The 26,955-nt window shown below is 63.6% G+C and carries 24 protein-coding genes and 5 tRNA genes; 9 read left to right on the top strand and 20 right to left on the bottom strand.

Translation table 11 applies throughout. The features are described from left to right. Nucleotides 1-39: 39 nt before the first annotated feature. Together J9885_RS11865 and J9885_RS11860 are read right to left on the bottom strand one after the other, a co-directional pair. The gene (locus J9885_RS11865) at nt 40-630 is read right to left on the bottom strand and encodes a LysE family translocator (RefSeq protein WP_043758011.1); all 591 of its coding nucleotides are present in this window, start codon (nt 628-630) and stop codon (nt 40-42) included. 102 nt (nt 631-732) lie between these two features. Then, entirely contained in the window at nt 733-1,329 is a 597-nt protein-coding gene (locus J9885_RS11860) for a LysE family translocator (protein WP_114523148.1), read from the bottom strand. Between the two features lie 118 nt (nt 1,330-1,447). Here J9885_RS11860 and J9885_RS11855 point away from each other — a divergent pair, with 118 nt between their 5' ends. Further along, a complete protein-coding gene (locus J9885_RS11855; RefSeq protein WP_210549558.1) occupies nt 1,448-2,824 on the top strand; it encodes a PLP-dependent aminotransferase family protein in 1,377 nt (458 codons plus the stop codon). 27 nt (nt 2,825-2,851) lie between these two features. Beyond that, nucleotides 2,852-3,316, top strand: coding sequence for a hypothetical protein (locus J9885_RS11850; RefSeq protein WP_210549557.1), 465 nt, complete (start codon nt 2,852-2,854; stop codon nt 3,314-3,316). A 103-nt stretch (nt 3,317-3,419) separates the two neighbouring features. On the opposite strand, the gene J9885_RS11845 is transcribed toward J9885_RS11850, so the two are convergent. From J9885_RS11845 to J9885_RS11835, 3 genes are all read right to left on the bottom strand, one after another. Further along, nucleotides 3,420-4,733 (bottom strand): sodium-dependent transporter, encoded by a 1,314-nt coding sequence (locus J9885_RS11845; protein ID WP_043757998.1) that lies wholly within the window; start codon nt 4,731-4,733, stop codon nt 3,420-3,422. A 433-nt stretch (nt 4,734-5,166) separates the two neighbouring features. Next, the gene (locus tag J9885_RS11840; RefSeq protein WP_043757994.1) at nt 5,167-6,480 is read right to left on the bottom strand and encodes a sodium-dependent transporter; all 1,314 of its coding nucleotides are present in this window, start codon (nt 6,478-6,480) and stop codon (nt 5,167-5,169) included. A 209-nt stretch (nt 6,481-6,689) separates the two neighbouring features. Beyond that, nucleotides 6,690-7,529, bottom strand: coding sequence for a 2OG-Fe(II) oxygenase family protein (locus J9885_RS11835; protein ID WP_043757990.1), 840 nt, complete (start codon nt 7,527-7,529; stop codon nt 6,690-6,692). Between the two features lie 200 nt (nt 7,530-7,729). Here J9885_RS11835 and J9885_RS11830 point away from each other — a divergent pair, with 200 nt between their 5' ends. Continuing rightward, entirely contained in the window at nt 7,730-8,293 is a 564-nt protein-coding gene (locus J9885_RS11830; RefSeq protein ID WP_210549556.1) for a DUF2799 domain-containing protein, read from the top strand. 60 nt (nt 8,294-8,353) lie between these two features. Here the strand turns inward: J9885_RS11830 and J9885_RS11825 are convergent, their stop codons facing one another. Beyond that, nucleotides 8,354-9,175: a Cof-type HAD-IIB family hydrolase gene (locus J9885_RS11825; RefSeq protein ID WP_134696063.1), complete on the bottom strand. Its 822-nt coding sequence runs from the start codon at nt 9,173-9,175 to the stop codon at nt 8,354-8,356. A gap of 316 nt (nt 9,176-9,491) precedes the next feature. Beyond that, nucleotides 9,492-10,730 carry an MFS transporter gene (locus J9885_RS11820; protein ID WP_210549555.1) on the bottom strand — a complete coding sequence of 413 codons (1,239 nt, stop codon included), beginning with the start codon at nt 10,728-10,730 and terminating at the stop codon, nt 9,492-9,494. Between the two features lie 149 nt (nt 10,731-10,879). Here J9885_RS11820 and J9885_RS11815 point away from each other — a divergent pair, with 149 nt between their 5' ends. Beyond that, on the top strand, nt 10,880-11,503 hold the full coding sequence (locus J9885_RS11815) for a metalloregulator ArsR/SmtB family transcription factor (RefSeq protein ID WP_043757978.1): 624 nt from the start codon (nt 10,880-10,882) through the stop codon (nt 11,501-11,503). Nucleotides 11,504-11,812: 309 nt separating this feature from the next. Continuing rightward, nucleotides 11,813-12,289 (top strand): Lrp/AsnC family transcriptional regulator, encoded by a 477-nt coding sequence (locus J9885_RS11810; protein WP_010672894.1) that lies wholly within the window; start codon nt 11,813-11,815, stop codon nt 12,287-12,289. 84 nt (nt 12,290-12,373) lie between these two features. Here J9885_RS11810 and J9885_RS11805 read toward each other — a convergent pair whose 3' ends face one another. The 3 genes from J9885_RS11805 to J9885_RS11795 form a co-directional block, all read right to left on the bottom strand. Next, on the bottom strand, nt 12,374-12,691 hold the full coding sequence (locus J9885_RS11805; protein WP_043808926.1) for a hypothetical protein: 318 nt from the start codon (nt 12,689-12,691) through the stop codon (nt 12,374-12,376). 148 nt (nt 12,692-12,839) lie between these two features. Beyond that, entirely contained in the window at nt 12,840-13,070 is a 231-nt protein-coding gene (locus J9885_RS11800) for a hypothetical protein (protein ID WP_210549554.1), read from the bottom strand. Between the two features lie 26 nt (nt 13,071-13,096). Continuing rightward, nucleotides 13,097-13,522, bottom strand: coding sequence for a MarR family transcriptional regulator (locus J9885_RS11795; RefSeq protein ID WP_043757962.1), 426 nt, complete (start codon nt 13,520-13,522; stop codon nt 13,097-13,099). A 239-nt stretch (nt 13,523-13,761) separates the two neighbouring features. Here J9885_RS11795 and J9885_RS11790 point away from each other — a divergent pair, with 239 nt between their 5' ends. Both J9885_RS11790 and chrA read left to right on the top strand, forming a co-directional pair. Beyond that, nucleotides 13,762-14,205 (top strand): NUDIX hydrolase, encoded by a 444-nt coding sequence (locus J9885_RS11790; protein ID WP_043757959.1) that lies wholly within the window; start codon nt 13,762-13,764, stop codon nt 14,203-14,205. A gap of 181 nt (nt 14,206-14,386) precedes the next feature. Continuing rightward, on the top strand, nt 14,387-15,520 hold the full coding sequence (gene chrA / locus J9885_RS11785) for a chromate efflux transporter (RefSeq protein WP_210549553.1): 1,134 nt from the start codon (nt 14,387-14,389) through the stop codon (nt 15,518-15,520). A 70-nt stretch (nt 15,521-15,590) separates the two neighbouring features. Here chrA and msrB read toward each other — a convergent pair whose 3' ends face one another. The 4 genes from msrB to malQ form a co-directional block, all read right to left on the bottom strand. Then, complete coding sequence (gene msrB, locus J9885_RS11780) at nt 15,591-15,977, bottom strand: peptide-methionine (R)-S-oxide reductase MsrB (RefSeq protein WP_043757956.1); 387 nt, start codon at nt 15,975-15,977, stop codon at nt 15,591-15,593. A gap of 56 nt (nt 15,978-16,033) precedes the next feature. Continuing rightward, nucleotides 16,034-18,175 (bottom strand): glycogen debranching protein GlgX, encoded by a 2,142-nt coding sequence (gene glgX, locus J9885_RS11775; RefSeq protein WP_210549552.1) that lies wholly within the window; start codon nt 18,173-18,175, stop codon nt 16,034-16,036. Continuing rightward, nucleotides 18,175-20,352, bottom strand: coding sequence for a 1,4-alpha-glucan branching protein GlgB (gene glgB, locus J9885_RS11770; RefSeq protein WP_210549551.1), 2,178 nt, complete (start codon nt 20,350-20,352; stop codon nt 18,175-18,177). Before glgB ends, glgX begins: the two co-directional genes overlap by 1 nt. Before the next feature lie 82 nt (nt 20,353-20,434). Then, nucleotides 20,435-22,624, bottom strand: coding sequence for a 4-alpha-glucanotransferase (gene malQ / locus J9885_RS11765; protein WP_210549550.1), 2,190 nt, complete (start codon nt 22,622-22,624; stop codon nt 20,435-20,437). Between the two features lie 346 nt (nt 22,625-22,970). On the opposite strand from malQ, the gene gap reads away from it, so the two are divergent. Both gap and J9885_RS11755 read left to right on the top strand, forming a co-directional pair. Then, a complete protein-coding gene (gene gap, locus J9885_RS11760; protein ID WP_042074119.1) occupies nt 22,971-23,966 on the top strand; it encodes a type I glyceraldehyde-3-phosphate dehydrogenase in 996 nt (331 codons plus the stop codon). A gap of 106 nt (nt 23,967-24,072) precedes the next feature. Continuing rightward, entirely contained in the window at nt 24,073-24,939 is an 867-nt protein-coding gene (locus J9885_RS11755; RefSeq protein WP_210549549.1) for a D-hexose-6-phosphate mutarotase, read from the top strand. Nucleotides 24,940-25,010: 71 nt separating this feature from the next. On the opposite strand, the gene nadA is transcribed toward J9885_RS11755, so the two are convergent. From nadA to J9885_RS11725, 6 genes are all read right to left on the bottom strand, one after another. Further along, nucleotides 25,011-26,084, bottom strand: a complete 1,074-nt coding sequence (gene nadA / locus J9885_RS11750) for a quinolinate synthase NadA (protein ID WP_210549548.1) — start codon at nt 26,082-26,084, stop codon at nt 25,011-25,013. A gap of 324 nt (nt 26,085-26,408) precedes the next feature. Then, nucleotides 26,409-26,484, bottom strand: a tRNA-Val gene (locus tag J9885_RS11745). 22 nt (nt 26,485-26,506) lie between these two features. Beyond that, nucleotides 26,507-26,582, bottom strand: a tRNA-Lys gene (locus J9885_RS11740). A gap of 46 nt (nt 26,583-26,628) precedes the next feature. After that, nucleotides 26,629-26,704: transfer RNA gene (locus J9885_RS11735), tRNA-Val, on the bottom strand. Nucleotides 26,705-26,720: 16 nt separating this feature from the next. Further along, nucleotides 26,721-26,796, bottom strand: a tRNA-Lys gene (locus tag J9885_RS11730). A 22-nt stretch (nt 26,797-26,818) separates the two neighbouring features. After that, nucleotides 26,819-26,894 (bottom strand) — tRNA-Val (locus J9885_RS11725). Between the last annotated feature and the right edge of the window lie 61 nt (nt 26,895-26,955).

Here is a 26,955-nt window from a genome sequence, read left to right as displayed (position 1 = left end):
AGGGCCAACAAGACAGCCGGTAAAGGCTCAGGCCGAGGCCTAAACCCAGATCATCAGCACGCAGGCCGCGGTGGCGAGCCCCATGCCCAGATTGAAACGACGCCAGCCCCTGGCGGTACGGATGAGACGGCGCACCTGGGCACCGAACAACACCCAGAAGGCGCCGGTATAGAGGCCGGTCACGAAGAAGATGCCGAGCACCCAGCCGGCAGACGGCCAGTAGGACTCCCCCGCCAGGGTGAAGCCGCTGATGGCGGAGAGCGCCATCATCCAGGCCTTGGGGTTGAGCAGCTGCAGCATGGCCCCCTGATGGGCCGGGATGAGCGGCCGGTTGCCCTCCGCCGGGCCACTGGCGTTGGCCACCTTCCAGGCCAGCCAGAGCAGGTAGGCCGAGCCCACCAGCTTGAGGCCGTCGTGCAGCAGCGGCACCTGCTCGAACACTACTCCGAGCCCCAGGGCCGTGGCCAGGATCATCAGGTTGATGCCTCCCACCACCCCCACCAGCAGGGGCACGCTGCGGCGAAATCCCTGGGCGGCCCCGGCACTGGTGAGCAGCATGTTGTTGGGGCCCGGCGTGCCACAGGTGATGAGGGCAAAGCCCGCCAGGGGAAGCAACCAGTTCAGATCCATCTCAACCTCTTTCAGATACGGCAAGCCTCCTAATATGCAGAGCCGGCGCCCTGACGACAAGGCCGGCAATGCATTTTCTTTGCATGAATAGTCAGGCAGGCATCAATACCAGAGCATCACCACACAGAGGGCGGTGAGCGCCCCCAGGCTGCCATTGAGCCGGCGCCACCCCTTGTCCGAGTTGATCCAGCGGCTGAGCTGATGACCGAACACCACCCAGGCAAAGCAGACCGGGAACCCCGCCATGGGGAAGACGGCCATGATGCCCCACATGCTGGGCCAGTAGTCACTCCCCGGCAGACTGAACAGACTGATGGCGGAGATCCCCATCATCCAGGCCTTGGGATTGAGGAACTGGAACCCCAGCCCCTCCAGCAGGGTCAGCGGGCGGGCACGGCTGGCCGGATCGCCGGGAGCCCCGGCCACGGCGATCCGCCAGGCCAGCCAGAGCAGATAGAGGCTGCCCAGCACCTGCAGGCTGAGCTTGAGCAGGGGCCAGCGCTCGAACAACGGATAGAAGCCCAGCGCCAGCACCAGTTGCAGCACGGGCTGGCCCACGGCCACCCCGATGAGGTGGGGCAGGGTGCGGCGCACCCCGAAGTTCGCGCCGGACGCGGTCAGCATGAGGTTGTTGGGGCCTGGTGTGCCGCAGGTGAGCAACGCAAAGCCAAACAGGGTGGCATACCATTCGATCGTCATCTTCTTGTACTCCTGAACCGCCACATTGTATCGATACAATGTGCCGTACTTGATTGTTATTCGGTCTGAATTCACGCTATATTGCCGATACACTTCGATCAATGGATTTATTGTCACCATGACAATCTGGACCCCGGACCTCACCCCCTTCGCTGGCCCCCTCTACCTCAAGCTGGTCAAGGCCATCGAGCAGGCCATTCAGGACGGCACCCTGCCGCCCGAGACCCGGCTGCCCACCCACAGGGCGCTGGCGGACAAGCTGGGGGTCACCGTCGGCACCGTCACCCGCGCCTATGGCGAGGCGGAGCGGCGCGGCCTGCTGGCCGCCCGGGTGGGGCACGGCACCTGGGTCAAGGGAGAGAGCGAGGATCCGGCCAACGCCTGGGTGATCCGCAAGGAGGAGGGGCACCGCATCGAGCTGTGGCAGAACCTGCCGGTGCAGCTGGATCGGGCCGCCATCATCCGCCCCATGCTGGCGGAGGTGGCGGACGGGGATCTCAACGCCCTGCTCGGCTACGACAAGGAGGCGGGCCAGCCCGCCCAGCGCCAGCTGTTCATCGACTGGCTGGCCGAGCAGGGGGTGGAGGGCCGCGAGGAGTACCTGCTGTTCAGTCACGGCGCCCAGCACGGCATCATGCTGGCCCTGCTGGCCACCGGCTGCGTGGGGGAGACCCTCTTCTGCGAGGGGCTCAGCTACCCCGGCATGCTGGGCAATGCGCGCCAGCTGAAGAACCAGGTGGTGGGGCTGGCGATGGACGAGGAGGGGCTGTTGCCCGAGGCGCTGGAGGCGGCCTGCCGCACCCGTCGCGCCAAGCTGCTCTACCTGACCCCCACCCTGCAGAACCCCACCACCGCCACCATGAGCCTGGCGCGGCGGGAGGCCATCGTCGCCATCGCCCGTCGCCACGACCTGCTCATCATCGAGGATGACGTCAACGGCCTGCTGCCCCAGCAGCCGGTGACGCCCCTGGTCAACCTGGCGCCGGAGCGGGTCATCTACCTCGGCAGCCTGGCCAAGATCGCCTGTGGCGGTCTGCGGGTCGGCTTCGTGCTGACCCCGCCCCACTTGCGCGGCGCCTTCGCCCAGGCGATGCGACTGTCGAGCTGGATGGTGAGCCCGCTCCTCATCGAGCTGGCCTGCAAGCTGGTGAGCCAGCGCCAGATCATGCCATTGGTCGAGCAGCAGCGGCAGATCCTGGCACGTCGCGGTGAGCTGCTACGCCACCTCTTGCCGGGAGCCCGCTGGCAGGCGGGCTCCATGCACGCCTGGCTGCCGCTGCCGGAGCCCTGGCGCAGCCAGGAGTTCGCCGAGGCCGCCAACACCCTTGACGTCGGGGTGGCGAGCGGAGAACACTTCGCCGCCGGCCAGTTCGCCGCCCCCCAGGGGGTGCGCCTGAGCCTGAGCCAGCCCGCCACCGACGCCCGCGTCGCGGAAGGGCTGGAGCGGCTCGCCAGCCTGCTGCGCGCCACGCCGCCCACCAATCCCCTACTATAGTCATCGACCCGGCCACAAGGAGTGAACATGTCTGTCATCCGCCCCGTCCTGCTGCTTGTCACCCTGTTGCTGGGAGGCTGCGCCTCCCCCGCCCATCAACAGCTGGGAGCAGCCCTGAGCGGACTGGAAGGGGAGCTGACGCGGCTGGAGGAGGAGCTGGCGGCCATGAACGGGTTGCACTACCAGAAGGCCATAGATGCGCCTGTGACCCTGCGCCGCCACCTCCAGGCCCCCGCCCCAACGGCGGAAGGGCTGGTGCCCGTGCAGAGCCGGCTGCAGGACGGCCCCCTGCTGCGCTACGACTACCGCCTGCCGGCCGGCATGGCCAGCCTGCCCCTCGACGAGCCCTGCCTGCGCTACGAGTTCGAGCTGCGCCACCTCGGTCGCCTCGGTCAGCTCGAACTCGCCTGGCAGGGAGAGGGCCAGCCGGGCAGCCGCCTCATCCAGCAGCGCGACTGCCCCTTCTCCGCCAGGGGCCCTGGCCTGCAATAACCCGCCAGAACAGAAGAGGGGTTGGCCCAGGCCAACCCCTCTTGTCTTTCTGAATAAGCAACACACCGCGCAAGGGACAAGGTCTCCGTTATGCGGCCCCGGATCACAGCAGACCGCGCACCAGGATCCCGGCGATCAGCAGCGGCGCCACCAGACGCCAGCACCAGAGCAGGGCCAGGCGCAGCCCCGGCGAGAGATCCGCCGGCACCATGCTGTCCCCGAGCCGCCAGCCCAGCAGCAGGGTCAGCACCAGACCGAACATCGGCATCATCAGGTTGGAGGTGAGGTAGTCCAGCAGATCGAACAGGGTCTTGCCGAACAGGGTGTACTCGGCCCAGGGGCCGAACGACAGACTCACCGGGATGCCACAGGCCATGATCAGCAGGGTCAGCACCCGGCAGGCACTGCGGCGCGACCAGCCCCACTCCTCGGTGGTGAAGCGCACCAGGTGCTCCAGCATGGAGATGGAGGAGGAAAGCGCCGCCACCAGCAGCAACAGGAAGAAGACCACCGCCAGCCCCTGCCCGAACGGCAGGTGGTTGAACACCGCCGGCATGGTCATGAAGGTGAGGCCGGGGCCGGCGGTCGGATCGATACCGGTGGAGGCGAGCACCGGGAAGATCATCAGCCCCGCCAATACAGAGATGAGGCTCGCCAGCGTCACCACCCAGACCCCGGAGCGCAGCACGCCCTCACTGTTTGGCAGGTAGGCGCCATAGGTGGTGTGTACCCCCAGGCCAATGGAGAGGGAGAAGAAGGCCAGCCCCAGGGCATCGAGCACCCCCTGGCCGGTGAGCTGGCTGAAGTCGGGCAGCAGGAACTGGCGCACCCCGGCCATGGCCCCCGGCATGGAGAGACCGGTCACCACCAGCAGCAGCATCATCACGAACAGGGCCGGCATCATCCAGCGCAGCGCCCGCTCCACCCCCTTCTGCAGGCCCCCCTGCACGAACCACCAGGTGAGCCCGGCGAAGATGAGGTGGGTGATGGCCGGCCAGAGGGGATCGCTCACGTAACCGGTAAAGAGCGCGGTGAGGGCGCTCGCCTCACCGAGGTTGAGCTCGCCACCGATGGCCAGGGCCGCGTACCCCACGGTCCAGCCCCCCACCACGCTGTAGAAGCTGTAGATGAAGAAGCCGCACAGGATCCCCATGTAGCCCATCCAGCGCCAGTTCGGCCCCACCAGCTTGTGGAAGGCGCCAAGCACCCCGCGCTGGCTGCGGCTGCCGAGCAGGGTCTCCCCCACCAGCACCGCCACCCCCAGGGTGAAGCTGAACAGCAGAAACACCAGCAGGAAGGCGCCGCCGCCGTTGGTGGCGGTCACATAGGGAAACTTCCAGATGGCGCCAAGACCGATCGCCGAGCCGGCGGCAGCCAGCACATGACCGAGACGGGAAGACCACTGAACCTGGCTCATACAACCTCCGGGCAAGACAACATCACATCGATACTCCATGGGTAGACGCGCTCTGCGTCACAACAAAAAAGGCCGCCTGGCGGCGACCTTTGCAATGGGCATTCAGACAAACGGCACGTGCAAGGTCACCTCTCTTGCGAGCGTAAAAATCGGCCAAAGAGGGCGATGAGGGGTGACATGATACGCGCCGCCTGCACGGGAAAAGGGGCCACAGCCTAAACCATGGCAAGAGAAGTTGACAGTTATTCGTCAACAAAGGCACTAAAAATGGAATATAAAAACATAAAACAAAGATATTCATGATGAATACTTTGAATATCTTCTATTTTACAGACTTTTATATAGTGTCAATCCCGCAGGAGACATGCCCGGTCTGGCGCAATCCCCCGGAGATGCCCTGATGGCGGGCCCCGGGCCCGCCACTTGCCCTGCCTTACACCAGCCCGCGCACCAGGATGCCACCGATGAGCAAGGGGGCCAGCCAGCGCCAGCAGCCCATCAGCAGAGTCCGCCAGTGCGGTGCCAGCCCGGCAGGCAGCGCCCGGCGACCGAGCTGCCAGCCCAGCAGCAGCGTCAGGGCCAGCCCGAACAGCGGCATCATCAGATTGGAGGTGATGAAATCCAGCAGCTCGAAGATGTTCTTGCCAAACAGGGTCAGGGTGGCCCAGGGACCGAACGACAGGCTGACCGGGATGCCGCCCGCCATCACCAGGGCGATGACGAAGGTGCATGCCGCACGGCGCGACCAGCCCAGGCTCTCGCACAGGAAGCACTGCAAATGCTCCAGCAGGGAGATGGAGGAGGAGAGCGCCGCCACTACCAGCAGGGAGAAGAACACCACCGCCAGCCCCTGGCCGAAGGGCAGTTGCTGGAACACCGCCGGCATGGTCATGAAGGTAAGGCCCGGACCCGAAGCGGGATCGATGCCGGTCGCCGCCAGTACCGGGAAGATCATCAGGCCCGCCAGCACGGCGATGACGCTCGCCAGCAGCACCACCCAGAGGCTGGAGCGGCCGACCCCCTCGCTGGAGGGCAGGTAGGCGCCGTAGGTGGTGTGGATGCCAAGGCCGATGGAAAGGGAGAAGAAGGCCAGCCCCATGGCGTCCAGCACACCTGACATGCCGAGCTTGCTGAAGTCGGGCATCAGGAAGTGGCGCACCCCGGCCATGGCGTTGGGCAGGGTGAGGCCGAACGCCACCAGCAGCAGGATCATGATGAAGAGGGCAGGCATCATCCAGCGCAGGGTGCGCTCCACCCCTTGCTGCACGCCGCCCCGCACGAACCACCAGGTCAATCCGGCGAACAGCAGATGGGTCAGCACCGGCCAGAGGGGATCACCGACGTAGTCATTGAAACGGGCGGTCAGTGCCGCGCCGTCGCCGTGCTGCAGCTCACCCGCCAGGGCCATGCCCGTGTATCCCAGGGTCCAGCCCCCCACCACGCTGTAGAAACAGAAGATGAGCAGGCTGCACAGCAAGCCCATGGCGCCGACCCAGCGCCAGCGCGTGCCCATCAGTTCGCCAAAGGCCCCCACCACCCCGCGCCGGGTCAGGCTGCCGATCAGGGTCTCCCCCATCAGCACCGCCACCCCCAGGGTGAAGCTGAACAGCAGAAAGACCAGCAGGAAGGCGCCGCCACCGTTGGCGGCCGTCACATAGGGGAACTTCCAGATGGCGCCGAGACCGACCGCGGAACCTGCGGCGGCCAGGATATAACCGAGCCGGGATGACCATTGGGACTGCTTCATAAGAACTCCACGCGAGGGGCCTGCCAGCGAGGCCCGAAATGGCGCTCAGAGTACGCCCGCGGGCACGCAATCACTCGGCGTATATCCGATATAAAACTCAGTTTTTAGCATCATTAACCAATAAAATTCGGATAACCCACCAATCATGCCACAAAATAAAAACCGGAGCGGGGATGCTCCGGTTTGTTGTCTGCCTGGGTCTGGCGGGATTAGATCACCCCCAGCTCCCGCAACCGCTCCATCAGGTAGCTGTGGGCGGTGTGGCGCTCCGAGAGCACCACGTCCGGACGGGGGTGCAGGAAGAGCGGCAAGGAGATGCGCGACTTGGCGGCACTGCCCCCGGTCGGGTTGATGACGCGGTGGGTGGTGGAGGGGTAGTAGCCGCGGGAGGCCTCCTGCAGCATGTCACCGATGTTGATGATGAGGGTGCCAAAATCGCAGGGCACATCCATCCACTCGCCATCGGACCCCTTCACCTGCAGGCCAGGTTCGTTGGCGGCGGGCAGTATGGTCAGCAGGTTGATGTCTTCGTGGGCGGCGGCGCGGATGGCACCCGGCTCCTCGGTACCGTCGAACGGCGGGTAGTGCAGCACCCGCAGCAGGGTCTTCTGACTCTCTTCAATCATGGAAGAGAGCGGGCAGCTGTAGTGGGCGGCGATGTCGCCCGGGGTGTACTGCTCCACCCAGCCCAGCAGCTCGGCGGCCAGACCGTTGGCGAGGCGGTAGTACTCCATCGCCTGCGCCTTCAGCTCTTCCGGCATCTGGCCCCAGGGGTAGATGTGGAAGTACTCCTTGATGTCCTTCTGGCTGTGCCCCTTGGCCACCTCGGACACCGAGGGCGGGAAGTAGCCGTCCTGGGTCTCGCGGTTGAACAGGAAATCCTGCTTCTGCTCGCTCATGAAGAAGCGATACCAGTTGTCATAGATGGACTGCACGAGTTCTTTCGGGATGGGGTGATTGGTCAGCACCCCGAACCCCGTGGTCCGCAGGGATTCGGTGAAACGCTCGGCCGCGTCGGGGGAGCGATAATCGACGGTCAGGACTTTCATTGTTTTTTTGTTACATGCCAGTTAAAAGTAGGCGCAGTTTACCCTGCCTCCCCCGGCAAGAAAAGGTTGCCGACAGTCCATTCGCAACGGTTTGAAAATACTGACAAAAACATCATGACACCGCCTGGCAGCCCGGCCCTTGTCCCGGGCAGGCCTCCTCTTCTAGAATGCCTCTCCACCCTTACTCTCGGAGCCCCTTCATGTCCCCCAAGATCCTGCTGTTGACCCTCCCCTTGCTGCTCGCCGGGTGCAGCTCCCTGTCGGAGGAGGAGTGCCGTGCCATGAGCTGGTACAACCAGGGCTATCAGGACGGGGAGCAGGGCAAGACCCGGGCCGCCACCGGCGACTACAAGAAAACCTGCGGGGAGTACGGCCTCAGGGTGGACGAGGCCGAGTGGCAGCGCGGCTACGCCAAGGGGCTGGAGCTCTACTGCATCCCCGAGCTCGCCTACACCAAGGGGCGGGGGGGAAGCGAATACCTGGGGGTCTGCCCCAATGACACCAGCTTCCTCACCCAGTTCGAGCGCGGTCGCAAGGAGTACCTGCTGGAGCAGCGTCTCTCCGAACTGCAACAGGAGCTGGAGCGCACCGAGCGAAGCATCTACCAGTTCGATCAACAGATCCGCAGCGAGAGCGACAGCAAGCAGCGCGACTACTACCGTGCCCAGCGCGAGCGCGCCATTCGCCATTACGAGGGAGTGCGCCGTGAGTACAACCGCATCCGCTTCCCGGATCGGGTGATCCAGTTCTCCTTCGGGAGCTGACAAACAGAAAGGGGCCGACATGGCCCCTTTCTGTTTCTGCCGCAATCTGTTTCTTCCCCCTCAGGCGGGCAGGACCCAGCGCTGCAGCGCCAGCGCGATGCCATCCTCGTTGTGGTCGGCGGTGACCCGGTCAGCATGGGCCTGGATCTGGGGGGCCGCGTTGCCCATGGCCACCGCCAGCCCCACCTGTTCGAACATGCTGATGTCGTTGTTGTTGTCACCAAACGCCACCAGGTTCTCCATCGCAATCCCTTCGCTCGCCGCCCACTGGGCCAGCCGGTTGCCCTTGCTGCAGCCGGGTTGCACCAGCTCCACCGCATAGGGGGCAGCCCAGTCCTGGGTGAAGGGCAACCCCTGCACCACCTCCCCCACGAAACGATGCAGCCGGCCGGGATCCTGGTGAAACAGCTCCAGCTTCCAGATGGGGTGTTGCAGCCAGGCGTCGAGATCCTGGGCCGGCAACAGGGAGACCTTGAGGTGATCCGGCTGGTTCGCGGACCAGCGCCGCATCCGGCCCACGTGCTCCTCGCAGCCGAGGTAGCCGATGCCGTCCCCCAGATGGAAGAGCGCCCCCATCTCCTGGGACTGCACCTCGGCCAGCAGGGCGGTGAGCGGCGCCACCGCCAGGGGATCCCCGGCAAGGATCCTCTCCTGCGCCGGATCATAGAGATAGGCGCCGTTGCTGCAGATGATGGGGGTGTCGAGGGCCAGTTCGTGGTGGAAGGGGCGCGCCGTCATGAAGTGACGGCCGGTCACCAGCAGTACCTTGATGCCGTGAGCCCGGGCCTGGGCCAGGGCGGCCCGGGTAGCAGACGAGATCTTGTGATCCCGGGTCAGCAGAGTGCCATCCATATCCAGAGCAATGGCCTGATATTGACTCATATCACCTCCGAGAGTGTCGAAACGGCTGGGGTACCATACAGTCCCGCTTCCTGTGCAATGGCCTGATAACGGCTCATATCACCTCCAAGAGTGTCGAAACGGCTGGGGTACCATACTGTCCCGCTTCCAGTGCAATGGCCTGAAAACGACTCATATCACCTCCAAAGAGTGGGCATCGCGGGGCGCATGATGGAGAAAGCGGTCGCCGGGCGACGGGGTAAATCGGAGCAAGGAGTCATACCGTCCCAGACTCGGCGCCGCGATGCAAGCCCGGGCTGCCGCCCCGGCACCAATCTGTGATCCCGCTGCGTCGGGATCAGCCCGCCTCCGCGCACCCGGTGACGGCCTCTCTCCTGTCCGCCCGCCGGCGCAGCCCGTAGAAGCCGAGGGCACAGAGCACACCGCAGAGCGTCGCCAGGTAGAAGGGCCACTCGGTGCCCGCCAGCAACACCAGGCTGCCCAGCACCACCGCCAGGATCTCGCTGCCCACCGCCAGGCCGCGATAGATCCCCATCGCCTGCCCCTGCTGGCTGGCATCACTGCGGTTGGAGACGGCCACCGAGGTGGCGAGCTCCCCCAGGCTCATGCCGATGCCGGCCGGGATGAAGGTGAGCGCCAGCCCCCACCACTGGGTCGGCAGGATGAACATCAGCATGCCCGCCGCCATCACCAGGTGGCCGACGATGCCAAGGGAGCTGCCGCGCCAGTGGCGTGCCAGCTGCTCCCCGATCCAGGAACCCAGCATCATGGGCACGCTCACCAGCACGGCGGCCTGGGCCAGCTGCACCGGATCCCAGGCGAGCCGCTCCACCAGCCAGACGTTGAAATAGGTGAAGTAGAGCTGCACCGCCCCGTAGCTTGCCAGGGTCAGCGCGAAGTAGGGCAGGAGGCGAGGTTGCAGCAGCAGCTGGCGGGTCGTGAGGGGAATGTCGTCCTGCGCAGCCGCCACCGGTGGCCGATTTGGCAGCAGCCAGAGCACCAGCAGCAGGTTGATCACCGTCATCCCCACCGCCAGCCAGGCCGCCAGGCTGTAATCCCCCGACACCACGGCCGCATAGCCCCCTATCATGGGGCCCAGCACCCAGCCCAGATTCATGCCGATGTTGATGCGGGCGAAGTTGCGCGCCTTGGTTTTCGCCGTGCTCATATCTGCCGCCATGGCCTGCACGATGGCGATGTCGCCGTTGAAGAAACCTTCCACCACCCGGCTCAGCAGCAACAGCGGCAGGGAGCGCCAGGCGATCCCCAACGCCATCAGCACATATCCCGCCAGCACGCCCACCAGGCAGAGGGTCAGCACCGGCTTGCGGCCATGCCGATCCGACAGCTTGCCGAGCCAGGGGGCCCCCAGCAGTTGAAACAGCGGGTACAGCCCCATGATGACACCGAGCCACACCTTGCGGCTCCAGTCCGACGCTTCCGGCGTCAGCATGCCCTGGGCCGGATCCAGCATCAGCGGTGCCAGCACGGGGGACGGCAGGCTGAATCCCGCCACCGCCAGCGTCACCGTCATGACCAGCACCCAGAGGGTCGCCTGTCCCTTGATCCCTTCCATGTCAGCCTCATTAAATAAAGTTATTTGTTTATTTATATTGTAAGGACTCGGGTATTAAGTAAAGCATATTGTTGATTTAAATGGATCCCCTGCCCATAATGACCCTAGCCGGGCCTCTCAGACCCGATCTCCACAACCAGAGTCATCCCATGAACGCCAGCACCGACAAGATCCTCCACCTCCTGAAGACCCGGGGCCCCCAGAGCGCCGCCGCGCTCGGGGAGCAGCTGCAGATGACCTCCATGGGGGCGCGCCAGCATCTGATGACCCTGGAGTCCGAAGGCTGGGTGAGTTTCAGCGACGAGGCCCGCGGCCGTGGCCGTCCGGTACGCCTGTGGCAGCTCACAGAGCAGGCCTGGCAACGCTTCCCCGACACTCACGGCGAGCTGACTCTGCAGCTGATCGACGACGTCAGGCAGTTGTTTGGTGAGGAGGGCATGGAGCAGCTCATAGCCCGGCGGGAGCAGCAGATGCTGCACCGCTATCAGGCCAGGTTGACCCAGCCGGCACTGGCGGATCGGCTCGCGGAGCTCAAGGTGATGCGCAGCCTGGAGGGCTATATGGCAGACATGTCACAGGAGGAGGACGGCAGCTGGCTGTGGTGGGAGAGCCACTGCCCCATCTGCAGCGCGGCCAGGGCCTGCCGGGGCTTCTGTCGCAGCGAGCTGGCGATGTTCCGCGCGCTGCTGGCGCCGGCCGAGGTGGAGCGGGAGCAGTATCTGCTGGACGGGGACAGGCGCTGCCTCTATCGCATCCGGCCGCCGCAGCCCTGAGTGGGCGGGCAGCAAAAACAACAAAGCAGGCGCCGGGATGCCTGCTTTGTTGCCTTCGGGGAGAGGGTGCTCTCGTTCCAGCCCGTCGCTTCCCGGTTGGGTCGAACGGCTGATGGGGTTGGTGACCCGGTAAGGTCCTTCACCACAGGCGCCTGGTTGGGCATCTGTCTTGCCACCGGAAGATGACACCATAGTACCCCCGGCCATGCGGTGAGTGGTTGTGAAGTAGCAGGTATTTTCAGTTGTTTTTGCAATAGTTCACCCTTAATCTAGGAAAAGTGGATTAGTAATTGCAACGAGGAACGGAGAATGCTGAAACTTGATCGTATAGACAGGCATATTCTGGAGTTGATGCAGGAGAATGGCCGCATCAGCAACCTGGAGCTGGCCGAGCTGGTCGGCCTCTCCCCCTCCCCCTGCTCGCGCCGGGTCAAGGCGCTGGAGGATGCCGGTCTCATCGACACCCATGTGACCCTGCTCAACGCCCGCCAGCTGGGGCTCACCCTCACTGCCTACATTCATATCTCCATGGACAGGCACACACCGGAGCGCTTCGAGAACTTCGATCGGGCCGTCAAGGATCTGCCCGAGGTGCTGGAGTGCGACCTCATCACCGGCAACGACGCCGACTACCAGCTCAAGGTGGTGGTGCGGGATATGGAACACTACCAGCACTTCCTGCTGGACAAGCTGACCCACATCTCCGGGGTGACCGGGGTGCGCTCGAGCTTCGTGCTGCGCCGCATCAAGCACAAGACGGCCCTGCCCCTCAATCACCTGGGCTGACGCCCGCCCCCGGGCTGACAGGTACAAAAAGCAAGAGGAGGCCATGGCCTCCTCTTTGTCGTCTCTGGCGCCGAGAGCCCGCTGTCAGGCCTCGACCGGGCTGACGTCCTGCACCTGCAGCAACCAGCCATTCTGCTCCTGCAGGGGTTCGCCACTCAAGCGCAGACGCTCGCCGGTGGAGACCCACTGCCCTTTGGGCAGGGCGATCTCCAGGCTCTCGCTGCCGTTGTCGAACACCCAGCGATCCGCCCCCAGGGACGCGATCAAATATCCTTCCATCTCCACTCTGGACTCGGCTTGCCAGGACGGGACCACGGTCTCGCGACTCTCGATGAAATCCCCCTGCACGCCAAAACTGGCCAGTCCCCACAGAATGGAGAGCCCGACGATGGATGACTGCATCTCTCTCTCCTTTTCGTTTGGCACTTGAGGGCCAGTATGGGAAGAGAACAATGAGCGCACCATGAACAAGGCGCCAAAGTGCTGGCGAGATCGCGAAAAAAAACCGACCCCAGGGTCGGCTTTGTCATTTTATGGCGTCTTGATCACACTATTTGGCCGCTTCTTCTGCCATCCGCACGGCCCTTGGTTTATTCATCCACATGGCCACGCCGCGATGCGCCGCACAAATCCCCTCGTCGCTGATGGCCCTGACGCGAACGCCATCCTTGCAAACGGCCTGCCAGGCATCGGCATCGTCGATGCGCAGTTCGGAGGGGCCCTTGCCGGAGCCGGCACAGGCGCCCAGCAGGAGTGCAAACAAGGGGATCATGATCTTCATCGGATGACTCCAGACAGGAAAAGGGATCAGCGCCCCAGCTGAGCCGATACACGATCGCAGAGCTGCTTGAGCTGGGCCAGCTCAGCATCGGCCAGATCCACCTGGTTGCGCAAGCTGTCCCCCAGGCAGCAGGCCCTGACCTCCTGTTGCAGCTGGCGCCCCGCCTCGGTCAGGCGGATGCATTTTTGCCGCTCGTCCTCGCGGGAGACGGTGCGGGTCAGCCACCCCTTGGTTTCCAGACGTTTGACGATGGGGGTCAGGGTACCCGCATCCAGCCCGGTCTCCTGGCCAATCTCCTTGAGGCTCACGTCGTCCCGGGCCCAGAGCGCGAGCATCACCAGGTACTGGGTATAGGTCAGGTCCAGCTTGTCCAGCAGTGGCCGATAGGCCCGCATCACCGCATTGGAGGCGCTGTAGAGGGCAAAACAGACCTGCTTTTTCAATTCACTCATGGGGCACCCCGCTGACGACTGGGGGCAGTATACCCCATGAGTAGTGAGGGCTGAATAATTTGCACGCAAGACAGTTGGCCCACCTGCCCCCATCCGGCTGGGTGGTGGACAATCGAGATCCCCGGGGCCATTGCTTGCGAAACGCCCTTATCCGTCCTAAGGTGGGCCCGTTTTTGGGTGGAGCCATCGTGCAGCGCCAGGATCCCCCTCGTCGTACAGCCACAGCCAGGAGCGTCCCCATGTCTACTCCCTATCCCCGCGTCGGGGTCGGCGTCATCCTCACCAACCGCCAGGGCCAGGTGCTGCTCGGCAAGCGCAAGGGAAGCCATGCCCCCTACTGGTCCATCGCCGGCGGCCATCTGGAGCTGGGGGAGACCTTCGAGTCGGCGGCCATCCGGGAAGTGGCCGAGGAGACGGGCTTCGTCATCCACCATCCCCGCGTCATCGCCGTCACCAACAACCTGGAAACCTGGCGCGAGAGCGGCCTGCACTACGTCTCTGTCACCCTGCTGGCCGAGGTGGAAGGGGAGCCGCAACTGCTGGAGCCGGAGAAGTGCGAGGGCTGGGTCTGGTGCGACCCCGAGGTCCTGCCCGAACCTCATTTCGATGCCAGTCGCCAGTCCATCGCCTGCTGGCTGGCTGACCGCTGTTATCTGCCAACACCGAGCCAGCCCACCCCATAAGCCATCGCCCGCTGGCTGGCGAACCGCGACTACCTGCCAACGCCGAGCCAGCCCACCCCACAAGTCATCGTTCGCGGGGCGACACACTGTGCAAACGGGATAGCCCGAATAGTCATAACAGGTTCATCCCTTTGTCATATCATCCCGGCAGAGCCTTTGATAACGAGACAGGAGTGGTGGCGTGGGGCAGGTGTTTATTCAGTTTCTGTGGCTGGGGTGTGTCAGCTTTGGCGGGCCCGCAGCCCATATCGGCTATTTTCAGCGCACCTTCGTCGAGCGCCTGCGCTGGCTGACCCAGGCCGAGTTCGCCCAGTTGCTGGCCCTGTGCCAGCTGTTGCCCGGCCCCGCCTCCAGCCAGCTTGGCTTCGCCATCGGCCGCCACCGCGCCGGGTTCGGCGGCGCCCTGGCCGCCTTCGTCGGCTTCACCCTCCCCTCCTTCCTGCTGCTGCTGGCCGCCGCCATCGGCGTGGGCTATCTGGGCGCCAATGTCTGGCTGGATGCCGCCCTGCACGGCCTCAAGCTGCTGGCGCTCATCGTGGTGGCCGATGCCGTGCTCACCATGAGCCGCCAGTTCTGCAAGACGGGGCTGCAACAGGGGATCATGGTGGTCACCGCCGCCGCCCTCTGGTGGCAACCCGGCCTCCTGACCCAGCTCGTCATGCTGGCGGGGGCGGCCCTCATCTGCGCCCGGCAGGAAGGGCGCGGGGCCGCAGCACAGGCCGGCGCGCGGCGCCAACCCCACTGGCCCACCCTGCTGCTGTTCGCCCTGCTGTTCCTCGGCCTGCCGCTGCTGGGTGGCTCCCTTGGCCAGCTGGCCGCCGACTTCTATCAGGCGGGCAGCCTGGTGTTTGGCGGTGGCCACGTGGTACTGCCCCTGCTGCAGGAGAGCGTGGGGCACGCCCTCAACCAGCAGCAGTTTCTGACCGGTTACGGTCTGGCCCAGCTGGTGCCGGGCCCCATGTTCACCCTGGCCACCTACCTCGGCGCCCAGTTGCTGCCCACCACGCCCCTGGCCGGGGCCCTGCTCGCCACCCTGGCGCTCTTCCTGCCGGGGTTCCTGCTGCTGTGGGCCCTCGGGCCCTGCTGGCAGAGCTGGCTGGCCAGCCCCAGGCTGACGGGGGCGGTGACCGGGATCAATGCCGCCGTGGTGGGGCTGCTGCTGGCCGCCCTCTATCAGCCGGTGTGGCTGAGCGCAGTGCTGGCTCCCACGGACTTGGCGCTGGCCGCCCTCGGCTTCTACCTGCTGCGCGTGCAGAAACTGCCCATCCTGATCCTCGCCGGCCTGTTGGCGGGGGCCGCCCTGCTGCAGGTCTGAATACGGCCACAACGAAAACGGCGCCCCTGCTGGCAGGGGCGCCGTTGTTGTCTCTATGCCGGGCAAAACCTCAGGCGTCGGGATCGAAGTCCAGACTCAGGCTGTTCACGCAGTAGCGCTGGCCGGTCTCGGTCGGCCCGTCAGGGAAGACGTGGCCGAGGTGGGAACCGCACTGGCTGCAGGTGATCTCCACCCGCTTCATGCCGTGACTGTTGTCTTCGGTGTAGGTCACCGTCCCCTCGATGGCCCGGTCGAACGAAGGCCAGCCGCAGCCGGAGTCGAACTTGGCATCCGAGTGAAACAGCACGCTCTTGCAGCAGACGCACAGGTAGTCGCCACTCTTGCGGTTGTGCAGCAGGGCACCACTGTAGGGACGCTCCGTGCCTTTCTCCCAGCAGACGTGATACTGCTCGGCGCTCAGCTTGTCGCGCCACTGTTCGGGGTTGTTACTGCTCATGCCGACTCCTCACCACTGATAACGGTGGCCAGCATACCCACTCCGGCCGCTTCCCTCTACCCCGCCAGCGGGAACTGTGATCCCGTTGGCAACACGGCGGCAACATCCGCCGTGGTGGTCGCCTCTTCCTTGGCCAGGGCGACCGCCGGCAGGGCGATCCGCTTGAGCAGCTTGAGGGAGTGGGCGCGCCCCACCGCCACCTGCCGCTTGATGTCGTCAGGCAGGAAGGGCAGACCGTCGTTGGTAGCGGTGTCGATGGTCTGGATCCACTCCATGCCCTCCCCCGGAGGCGGCAGGCGGAACTGGATGTCGTAATCGCTGGCGTTGAACAGTACGCACCAGCGTTCACCGGCACAGCCGATCATGCCGATGTCCATGGCAAAGGCCTGCCCCATGGGGGCGTGCCAGTCCTGATCCGTGAGCTGGTGACCGTCCGGGTGGTACCAGTTGACCCGGTGGCAGCTACTGGGGGCACCGTTCCAGCTGTCATCGCTCAGCTGCAGGTTGGAGAAAACCCCCGATTCCGCCCGTAGCGCCATCATCTGCTGGGTGAAAACGAGCAGCCGCTCGTCCTCCGGGCGCAATTGCCAGTTGACCCAGCTTATCTGGTTGTCCTGGCAGTAGGCGTTGTTGTTGCCGAGCTGGCTGCGGCCCATCTCGTCCCCCGCGAGGAAGTGGGGCGTCCCCTGGGAGAGCAGCAGGGTGGCGATCAGGTTGCGCTTCTGCTGCTGGCGCAGGTTGTTGATGCGCGGATCCAGGGTCGGCCCCTCCACCCCGTGGTTGCTGGAGAGGTTGTTGCCGTGGCCGTCTCTGTTGTCCTCGCCGTTGGCCTGGTTGTGGCGCTGGTTGTAGGAGACCAGATCCTCCAGGGTGAAGCCGTCGTGGTAGCAGAGGTAGTTGACGCTGGTGTGCGGAGCGCGCCAGTTCTTCGGGAAGAGATCCCGCGATCCGACCAGCCGGGTGGCGAAGTCCCCCATCTTGCCCGCATCCCCGCGCCAGAAGGCGCGCACCGTGTCCCGGTAGCGGTCATTGATCTCCAGCCACTGGCTCGGGAACTGGCCGAGACGATAGCCGAAGGGGCCTATGTCCCAGGGCTCGGCGATGAGCTTGACCCGCGCCAGCACGGGATCCGCCAGCATGGCCTTGAAGAAGGCGCTCATGGGGTCGAACTCCCCCGCTTCGCGCGCCAGAGTCACCGCCAGATCGAAGCGGAAGCCATCCACCTGCATCTCGGTGACCCAGTAGCGCAACGCATCGAGCACCAGCCTCAGGGTGTTGGGGTGATCCAGGTTGACGCTGTTGCCGCAGCCGGTGACGTTGGCGTGGCGGTGGTAGTCCGGGCCGTGGGCCCCCGCCTCGAAGGCATAGTAGCCCGCGTTGTCAAAGCCCTTGAAGGAGAGCATGGGGCCATCGAAACCGGATTCCGCGGTGTGGTTGTAGACCACGTCCAGGATCACCTCGAGCCCGGCCCGGTGCAGCTCGCGCACCATGGTCTTGAACTCGGTCACCGCCTCCTCGGCCCCGTAGCGCGGCTCGGGGGCGAAGAAGGCGACGGGGTTGTAACCCCAGTAATTGGTGAGGCCGAGCTGCTCGAGCCTGGGCTCGGACATGAAGGCCGCCACCGGCATCAGCTGCACCGAAGTGACCCCCAGCGCCTGCAGGTGCTCGATCATCAGCGGATGGCTGATCCCCAGGTAGGTGCCCTGCAGCGCCTTGGGGATCCCGGGGTGCTGGCGGGTGAAGCCCTTGACGTGGGCCTCATAGAGCACGACCCGCTCGGGCGGAATGCCGGGTTTGCCGACGCCCTGCCAGTCGAAGGCATCGTCCACCACCACGGATTTGGCCACCATGGCCGCACTGTCCCCCTGATAGAGGGCGTCGTCCCAGCGGGTGGGGCGGCTGAGGGCCCGGGCATAGGGGTCTATCAGCAGCTTGTCCGGGTCGAACAGCAAGCCGTCCTGGGGCTTGCCGTGGACCCGATAGCCGTAGCGCTGACCGGCCTTGACGCCGCGCACATAGCCGAACCAGTACTGGCCGCGCCGACCGGGCAAGGCCAGCCGGACCAGCTCGCGCTCCTGCTCGTCGAACAGGCAGAGCTCCACCTTGTCCGATTGGGGAGCCCAGACACAGAAATGGCAGCCCGTCTCGTCGAGACGGGCGCCCAGCGGGTGATCCACCCCGTTTTCCATTGTGAACATCAAGACTCCTGTTTGATGAACAAGGTCGCGAGCGGCGGCAAGTCCAGCACTATACTGTGCGCCATGCCCTGCCAGGGCGTCGGCTCGGCGACGAAAACCAGACCCACATCGTAATTGCTGCCCCAGTAATGCTCGCTGTCGGTGTTGAGCACCACCCGGTAGTGACCGGCCGCCGGCACCCCCAGGCGATAGGCGATGCGCGGCACCGGGGTGAAGTTGCAGGCCACCACCAGGGGGTTGGCCCCCAGCTTGTCGGCGCGCAGCCAGGCGAAGATGCTGTTGTCGGCGTCGTTGTGATCCAGCCAGCGGAAACCGGCCTGCTCATAATCGGCCTCGTACAAGGCAGCTTCATGACGGTAGAGGTGGTTGAGATCCCGGATCAGCCGCTGCTGACCGCCGTGCCTGGGATACTGCAGCAGGTGCCAGGGCAGCTGGGCATCGTGGTTCCACTCGTTGCTCTGGGCAATCTCGGTCCCCATGAAGTTCAGCTTTTTGCCGGGGTGGGCATACATGAACCCCATGTAGGCGCGCAGGTTCGCCGCCTGCTGCCACTCGTCGCCGGGCATCTTGTAGAGCAGGGAGTGCTTGCCGTGGACCACCTCGTCGTGGGAGAGGGACAGGATGAAGTTCTCGTCATAGTGGTACACCATGGAGAACGTCATGTCGTTGTGGTGGTAGCGACGGTGGATGGGCTCTTTCTGCATGTAGCTGAGGGTGTCGTGCATCCAGCCCATATTCCACTTGAACCCGAACCCCAGGCCCCCCAGGAAGGTGGGACGGGAGACACCGGCAAAGGCGGTGGACTCCTCGGCGATGGTCATGGCGTGGGGATACTTGCCGTACACCTCCTCGTTGGTCCACTTCAAGAGGCTTATCGCCTCGTAGTTGTGGTTGCCACCATCGACGTTGGGTACCCACTCGCCGGCGTTGCGCGAATAGTCCAGATAGAGCATGGAGGCCACCGCATCCACTCGCAGGCCGTCCACATGGAACTTGTCGAGCCAGAACAGGGCGCTGGCCACCAGGAACTGGCGTACCGTGTCGCGACCGAAGTCATAGATGTAGGAGTTCCAGTCCGGGTGCCAGCCACGGCGCGGATCCTCGTATTCATACAGCGGCGTGCCGTCGAAGCGGGCAAGGCCGTGGGCATCGGACGGGAAGTGGGCCGGCACCCAGTCCAGAATCACGCCGATCCCCGCCTGGTGGCACTGATCCACGAAATATTTGAAATCATCAGCCGTGCCGTAGCGGCTGGTGGGGGAGAACATGCCCACCGGCTGGTAGCCCCAGGAGCCGGTGAAGGGGTGCTCGGAGACCGGCAACAGTTCGATGTGGGTGTACTCCATCTCCTTGACGTAGTTCACCAGATCCACCGCCAGCTCGCGCCAGTTCAGGCTGTCGCCGTTGGGGTGGCGCTTCCAGGAGCCGACGTGCAGCTCGTAGATGGAGAGCGGCTGCTCGCGCTTGTCATTGCGCTGGCTCTCGCGCCACTCGGCATCCTGCCACTGATATTGATCGTGGTCGTACACCACGGAGGCGAACGAGGGGTACTGTTCACTGTAAAAGCCCACCGGGTCGCTCTTGTGGGGCAGCCGGTTGCCCATGGGGTCTTTGAGTTCGAACTTGTAGCGATCCCCCGCCTTCAGGCCCGGCACGAACAGCACCCAGTGGCCGCACTGGCTGCGCTGCATGGGGTGGCGACGGCCGTCCCAGAAGTTGAAGTCGCCGATGAGGCTCACCGCAGCGGCGCTCGGCGCATAGACGGCGAAGCGCACCCCTTCTACCTGCTGGCCGAGGTGTTCAACGGTGCGCAACTGGGCACCGAGGGTGTGGTAGAGGTTTTCCGGTTGCCAGGTCAGCTCTGCCAGTCCTTCCCAGGCGGCAGCCTGGAACTGGTAGGGATCGATGATGTCGACACTGGCGTCGGCGTAGCGGGCGATGAGCTGGTAGGGGAAGGGATTCTTGCGGCGGGTGAAAACAGTTTCAAAGAGGCCCGCTTCATCAGCGGCGGTCAGGGTGGCAACTATCTTGCCGGACTTGAGGTCTCTGACCCGGACCTCGAGCGCATCGGGCAACCAGGCGGTGAGTTTCAGGCCTGGCCCATCCGAATTGGCCAACAGGCCTAGATGGGAAAAGGGATCGGCACAGCGGGCGGCAACCAAACGTTCAACGGGCATCGACATTTCCTTTGATGGCTGAACATCCGCTTCGGCCTGGGCCGAAGCGGATGAAAGTGAGTCACATGTTGGCGATTAAGGCTCAACGGCTGGCCTCGTCACGGGCCCGGCTCATCTTGCCCGCCAGATTCTTGAGCGCCTCATCGGCAAAAATATCCTCCAGATCCCGGGAGAGCTTGCGACGCCAGTTGGGGTATTCATAACTGGTGCCCGGCACGTTCACCGGCTTGTCCATCTCCAGCCAGTCTTCCAGCTGGGTGCTGAACAGGGCACAGCTGCCACGGGACATGTGCAGTTGCAGACCGTGGTTGAGTTCGGTGTTCATGCCGACCCAGTTCACGTCGTGGCTGATATTGTCAGAGATGACCCCATGACCGTGCAGGCTGTCAAGGATCCGCTGCTTGGCCTGGTGGCGATCAGCATACAGAGTCTTGAGCACCTCTTCATCGGGGTAGAGCCCCAGTTCGCGCCCCAGCGCCAGATCGTCACAATGCCAGAAGCCCTTGAGGGTCGGCATGTCGTGGGTGGTCAGGGCGGACATCGCCTGCTCGGCGTAATGGGCAGGCGAGATGAAACCGCCATCGTCCTTGGAGCGTTCGAAGAAGAACACCTTGTAGGAGTGGACACCGTTCTCCTTGAGGGTCACATCGATCCCTTCCGGTACGGTGCCGAGATCCTCGCCGATCAGCAGGCACTGGTTGCGGTGGGATTCGAGGGCCAGGATCCCCAGCAGGTCGTTGACCGGATAATAGATGTAGGCCCCCTTGGCGGCGGACGCTCCGGGCGGCACCCACCACAGACGCAGCAAGGCCATCACGTGGTCGATACGCAGCGCACCGCAGGAACGCATGTTGGCGCGGAACAGATCCACCATGGGCTGGTAGGCAGCCTCGAACAGCTGGTTCGGGTTCATGGGGGGCAGGCCCCAGTTCTGACCCAACGGGCCGAGAATATCGGGCGGCGCACCGACCGATGCTTTCGGGCAGTAGAGATCCCGGTTCGCCCAGATCTCGGTGGAACCTTCGGAGACGCCCACCGCCAGATCCCGGTAGATCCCCATCACCATGCCGGCGGCCTTGGCGCGGGCATCGGCCCGGGCCAGCTGTTCGTCGGCCAGGAACTGCAGGTAGAGGTAGAACGCCACGTCCTGACTGTGCTCGGCCATCCAGGCGGCAACGGCCGGGTTGTGGTAGTCACGGAACGGCTCAGGCCACACCGGCCAGCCCCAGGCATTGTCGCCCAGGCCATAGAAATGGGCCTGCAGGGCGTCGAAGGCGGCCTGCTGCTGCAGGCTGTCGCCACCGGCGGCCACGAAGGCATCGAACGCCGCCTGACGCTCGGCGCTGAAGCTTGCCTCGTCAAACACCTGGCGCAGCATGCCGATCTTGGTCTGGATGACGCCGGTGTAGTCCACGTTGTCCTTCACCCGCAGGGAGGTGAGGTGCTGCTGGAAGGCTGGGCTCGCCACCTCCGCTTTCAGGCGCGCGTTGCCCAGGAATTCGGGCACCGCTTCCACATCGATATAGGCGACGTTGAGCCAGCGACGGGACGAGGGGCTGTAGGGGCTGGCACTCTCCGGGTTGGCCGGATAGAGGGCATGAATGGGGTTGAGACCGACGAAGTGGGCACCCCAGGCGGCGGCTTTCTCCACCAACTGGCCGAGATCGCTGAAATCGCCGATGCCCCAGTTGTGGCGGCTGCGCAGGCAGTAGAGCTGCACACTCGGACCCCACACCTTGCGGCCATTGGCGATGGGCGCCTGCTTGTAGCAGGACTTGGGGGCGACGATGAGACGCATGGAGGCCAGCGGTTCGTCATTGCCCTCTTCCAGCAGCTGCAACTGGTGATATCCCAGCGCAGGCTGCACATCCAAGGCAACCCGGTAGGCCTGGCACTCCATTTCTTCGAACTCGGCGACACCGACCAGCTCCCCTTCGATGGGAGTCAGCTGGCCGGACAGCCGGGAGCCTTGCTCCAGCGCGATCTGCCAGTGGAGGGCGTCGTTGACGAATTCGATGGGCAGACGGACTTCAAGGCTGATGGGTTCGCCACTGCGCACCACCATCACGGGATCCAGTGGCCGCAGCCAGTGCTGGCGATGCTCCTGCTCCAGCTGCTCGGTCAGGGCGGCCTCGTCATCGACGCGGTAACCCATGGCGCCCAGCATGGCGGCCTTGCTCTCTTCGGATACCAGGGCCGGCTGGCCCCAGGCATCGACATATTCACTGGCAATGCCTTTGGCGGCAGCCAGCTGTTCAATCAGGGTGGTCATAGTTTGAGAATTCCCGCTGTGGATTCTGTCTACGCTATTTTGTGATTAATTTTTATGGTTGGTACTTGAACAGTGGCTCTTTGGCCATGCTAAACCGGGCACATTTTTACATATCTCCCCGGCTGGATGTGTGACCGGACAGGCACTATTGTTGTTCTCTGCGCCCCACTTTGCTGATGATGCATTCAACAAAAGCTGGTAGCCAGTTACATAAACCGAAAATAAATTTCACAGTTTTTCATGATATAGCGCAATTTCGCGCAGAATGTTGGTTGACTCACAGGTGAGTTCTAGTAAATTTACAAACGGAATTTTCTTTGACTACTGAACAGTTAGGTAACCAATTATGACTATCAAAGTAGGTATTAACGGTTTTGGCCGTATCGGTCGTTTCGTATTCCGTCTGGCCGCTGAGCGTTCTGACATCGAAGTGGTTGGTATCAACGACCTGATCGACGTTGACTACATGGCTTACATGCTGAAATACGACTCCACTCACGGTCGCTTCAAGGGCACTGTTGAAGTCAAAGACGGCAACCTGATCGTTAACGGCAAAACTGTACGTGTTACCGCTGAGCGTGACCCGGCCAACCTGAAATGGGGCGAGATCGGTGTTGACGTTGTTGCCGAAGCTACCGGCCTGTTCCTGACCGACGAGACCGCTCGCAAGCACATCGCTGCCGGCGCCAAGAAAGTCGTTCTGACTGGCCCGTCCAAAGACGCCACCCCGATGTTCGTCATGGGTGTTAACCAGGATTCCTACGCTGGCCAGGACATCGTTTCCAACGCTTCCTGCACCACCAACTGCCTGGCCCCGATCGCCAAGGTTCTGAACGATACCTTCGGTATCGAATCCGGCCTGATGACCACCGTTCACGCTACCACTGCTACCCAGAAGACCGTTGATGGTCCGTCTGCCAAAGACTGGCGCGGTGGCCGCGGCGCGGCTCAGAACATCATCCCGTCCTCTACCGGTGCTGCCAAGGCTGTTGGCGTGGTCATCCCGGAACTGAACGGCAAGCTGACCGGCATGGCCTTCCGCGTTCCGACTCCGGACGTGTCCGTTGTTGACCTGACCGTCAACCTGAAGAAAGAAGCGTCCTACGCTGAAATCTGCCAGGCCATGAAGGCTGCCTCCGAAGGCGCCATGAAGGGCGTTCTGGGCTACACCGAAGACGAAGTGGTTTCCACCGACTTCCTGGGTGAGCGTCAGACCTCCGTGTTCGATGCCAAGGCTGGTATCCAGCTGAACAAGACCTTCGTGAAAGTCGTCTCCTGGTACGACAACGAAATGGGCTACTCCAGCAAGGTTCTGGACCTGATCGCTCACATCTCCAAGTAATTTGGGATGCGCAATCGCGTAGCGTGAAAAAAGGCGGCCATTGGCCGCCTTTTTTGTATTCTGAATCCCAGGCATTCCTTCCGAACTACCGAGCACAGGACTCTTTATGACACCGACACGCACTCTGACCGCTCACTGTACTCTCAGCCATCGTGCGGATGGCCAACCGCTGCTGACCATCGACAACCAATACGCCAGGGCCGAGATCAGCCTGTTTGGCGCCCACGTACTGAGTTATCAGCGCCATGGCGAGCCCGCCTCCATCTGGCTCAGCGACAAGGCCATACTGGATGGCAGCAAGCCCATCCGCGGTGGTATTCCCCTCTGCTGGCCCTGGTTTGGCCCCTCCCCCGCCCGGGTCGGCAGCGGCAAGCCCGCCCATGGCTTCGCCCGCACCAGCCTGTGGACCCTGGATGGCGTCTCAGACCACGGGGATGGCACGCTCGTCCACCTGTCTCTGCGCGATAGCGATGCCAGCCGCGCCCTCTGGCCCCACGCCTTCGAACTGGAGCTGGACGTGCTGGTAGGCAAGGAGCTCTCCCTGGTGCTGACCACCCGCAACACCGGCAAGGCCCCTCTCACCTACAACGCAGCCCTGCACACCTATCTGCAGATCAGCGCGCCGGACGCGGTAGCAGTGACCGGTCTGGGCGAACCTTATCTGGACAAGCTGACCGGCCAGACCGAGCGTCAGCAGGGCCCCCTGAGGGTGACGGCGGCCATGGATCGCATCTATCGCCAGCCCGACGCCATGGTCAGCGTACAGGATGGCGAGCGCACCACCCAGGTGGTGAATGGCAACCATGACAGCGTGGTAGTCTGGACACCCTGGCTGGAAGGCGCCAGCGCCATGGCCGACATGAGTGACGATGGCTATCTCACCATGCTCTGTGTCGAGGCGGCCATCTCCGACGAGGCCGGTGTCACTGTGGCGCCGGACGAGGAGCACAGCTTCTCCACCGTCATCATCTGATGGGTGTGACAATCCCATAAAAAAAGAGGGCTCCCGCGGGAGCCCTCTTTGCACCTTGTTCTCGGAGACGATCAGGCGTTGCCACTGGTCTTGAGCCTGAGCTCGGCGGCAAAGTTGAGCATGCGGTCCAGCGGGATCAGGGCCTTCAGGCGCAGCGCTTCATCCACATGGATCTCGTGACGCTCGGCGCCGTCGGTCAGCGCTTCCTTGATCGCCACCAGACCATTCATCGCCATCCAGGGGCAGTGGGCGCAGCTGCGGCAGGTGGCGCCATCACCGCCGGTCGGCGCTTCCACCATCTCTTTCTCCGGGCAGGCCTGCTGCATCTTGTAGAAGATGCCGCGATCGGTGGCCACGATGAGCTTCTGCTGGGGCAGCTCTTTGGCGGCCTTGATGAGCTGGCTGGTGGAACCTACCGCATCCGCCAGTTCGATGACGGAGGCCGGGGACTCCGGGTGCACCAGCACGGCGGCATCCGGGTTCTGGGCCTTGAGCTCACGCAGCGCCTTGGCCTTGAACTCGTCGTGCACGATGCAGTGACCCTGCCAGCGCAGCATCTCGGCCCCGGTCTTCTTCTCGATATAGGCGCCGAGGTGCCTGTCCGGTCCCCAGATGATCTTGTGGCCCTGGCTGTCCAGGTGCTCGACGATCTCCAGCGCGATGCTGGAAGTAACCACCCAGTCTGCTCTCGCCTTCACCGCCGCCGAGGTATTGGCATAGACCACCACGATATGGTCGGAGTGGGCATCGCAGAAGGCGGAGAACTGGTCGATGGGACAGCCCAGATCGAGAGAGCACTCCGCTTCCAGGGTCGGCATCAGCACCCGCTTGTGGGGGCTCAGGATCTTGGAGGTCTCCCCCATGAAGCGCACCCCGGCCACGATCAGGGTCTGGGCGGCATGGTCACGCCCGAAGCGGGCCATCTCGAGGGAGTCGCCGACGAAGCCGCCGGTGGCTTCAGCCAGGGCCTGGATCTCGGGATCCGTGTAGTAGTGGGCAACCAGCACGGCCTGGCGTTCCTGCAGCAGCGTCTTGATCTCGGCGATCAGGGTCGCCTTCTGCTCGGAGGTCAGGGGCTTCGGCTTGGCCGGGAAGGGGTAGTCCATCTCGACTACCGGCGGGACATTGTTCAGTGCATTGCTCATTGCGACTGTTCCATCAACGCTCGGAAAGGCCAAAATTATAACCAGAAGCCGTGCACAAACCCATCAGCAAATCCATCTCAACCCCACTCTCGACGCCTGCATGAGCAATCTGTTCTCATTCCGGCCCGAAGGTATTGCCGGATGGCACCAGGCTTGCTCACGCCGGGCTGCGTCCCGGGGAACTCTCTCGCTGCGGGATCACGGCGCCATGGCGCAGTCAGATGGTATGGAGAGGGAAGTGACGTCGTCGTCGGCAAGTCAGTCGATAGCAGGGGTACTGGCAGACAGCAACAAAAAAGCCCGCTGGCTGCGGGCTTTTCAAGATGGTGGTCGTTACTGGGCTCGAACCAGTGACCCCCTCCTTGTAAGGGAGGTGCTCTCCCAGCTGAGCTAAACGACCTGGGATGCTGTACGGTCAAGATTGGTGGGTCGTGTAGGGTTCGAACCTACGACCAATTGATTAAGAGTCAACTGCTCTACCGACTGAGCTAACGACCCAGATCCTGAACCTGTCGCCACCCGCCCAAGCAGGCAACGCTAAAGATGGTGGTCGTTACTGGGCTCGAACCAGTGACCCCCTCCTTGTAAGGGAGGTGCTCTCCCAGCTGAGCTAAACGACCTGGGATTCTGAAATGATGGTGGGTCGTGCTGGATTCGAACCAGCGACCAATTGATTAAAAGTCAACTGCTCTACCGACTGAGCTAACGACCCATCTAAATCATTTTTTAAAACATGGTGGTCGTTACTGGGCTCGAACCAGTGACCCCCTCCTTGTAAGGGAGGTGCTCTCCCAGCTGAGCTAAACGACCTGGGATTCTGAAATGATGGTGGGTCGTGCTGGATTCGAACCAGCGACCAATTGATTAAAAG

Origin of the sequence: Aeromonas sp. SrichE-2G (genome assembly GCF_017939565.1) — a bacterium.
Classification (GTDB): domain Bacteria; phylum Pseudomonadota; class Gammaproteobacteria; order Enterobacterales; family Aeromonadaceae; genus Aeromonas; species Aeromonas taiwanensis.
Note: the sequence above shows the minus strand (reverse complement) of the source record. Positions and strands in the feature narration are given on the sequence as shown.